This is a genomic window from Kordia jejudonensis (assembly GCF_001005315.1).
Classification (GTDB): Bacteria; Bacteroidota; Bacteroidia; order Flavobacteriales; family Flavobacteriaceae; genus Kordia; species Kordia jejudonensis.
This window is the reverse complement of sequence record NZ_LBMG01000147.1, coordinates 1-1,234: the sequence shown is the minus strand read 5'-3', so window position 1 is coordinate 1,234 and position 1,234 is coordinate 1. Positions and strand designations below refer to the sequence as shown.

The 1,234-nt window shown below is 24.7% G+C and carries 1 protein-coding gene; it reads right to left on the bottom strand.

Features of this window, described 5'->3' with window-relative positions:
- Window positions 1–535: 535 nt before the first annotated feature.
- The gene (locus AA089_RS23055; RefSeq protein WP_046759383.1) at window positions 536–763 is read right to left on the bottom strand and encodes a hypothetical protein; all 228 of its coding nucleotides are present in this window, start codon (window positions 761–763) and stop codon (window positions 536–538) included.
- Window positions 764–1,234 lie beyond the last annotated feature (471 nt).

Sequence of the window (1,234 nt, the reverse complement as noted above, 5' to 3'; positions counted from 1 at the left end):
GGCACGCGTTTTTGAGAGACTAGATTTCAAGAAAAATTGTAATTCATAACATCAATTTTTTCGTGGAAGAATACATCAATTTCTCTTAAAACTTATAGCTTAATAACATATTTTACTTTTGACGAAATATTTAAAAAAACCGTGAATAAATTATTTTTAACAATATTTTTTTTTAAAAAAATGTTTTTTTAAATGTTTATTTTTTGCTTTTATTTTTTCGGTTTATTTTTAAAAACAACTAAAATATTGATATATAGTCAATTAACAAATCAAAAATCAAAGTGGTTTTACTTTTTACCGTAAAAGTCAATCCACTTTGATTTTTTGTGAAAAATAAATTTTTCTTTAATTTTTATCTTTTTTTTCTAAAAATGAGTAATTTTTTTAAAAAAACAACTTCAATTTATTTTTTAAATAAAAGATGTTGCCGTGCGAATCTTTAAGAAAATTAAGTTCAAAAAATTATTCGGTTTTATTTAAATTTTGTCTTCATAAAAACATAAAATAGTGTTTAAGAAATTTATAAATAAACAAGTTACCCGTTAAGGTTGCTTTTCGCATCCCGTACAGCTTTCACTAATCCGCTAAAGGCACTTACATAATATTTTGAAACCTTTAAAAATCCGTAAACAACAATTCCTGTAATGATAATTTTAGTCGCTGGATGCTTTAAAATTTCTTTTGTGTTTATGATGGGTTTTATTTCTGATTTTATCGAATCTAAATCGAGTTTCTCTTTTATTGAATTTTCTTTTCTTTTCATGGAATAAAACTTTGTAATTAAAAAATAATTTAAGGAGATCAAAGCGTTATACTTTAAATGCTGTAATTATTCAGAATCTCTAAATTCCGTTATGAAGCAAAGATGAATAGAAGTTGTTAAAAATCATTTGTTCACTTTTGTAACTTGAACAATTTGAAAGGAGTCAAAAATATCCAATTACAAATTTAGGATATAAGCTTTAGAAGATTTTTACAATACCAATGATGAGTTCAACGGTTTTTGAATAAAAAGTGACTCACCAAACCTGTTTACCAAATCGTAAGTACGTAAAACCCTAATAATCAATAATTTGAATTTCAAAAAGTATTTTTGAGTCAATTTATGGTCACTTCTAAGTCACTTATTAAGCATTCTTTAGTCAAACATTGGTCACTTTTGAGTCACTCTTTGGGAACTTTTAGGGAACTCTTGAATCACTTATTGGTCACTTTTAGGTCATTTTTGTTTTTT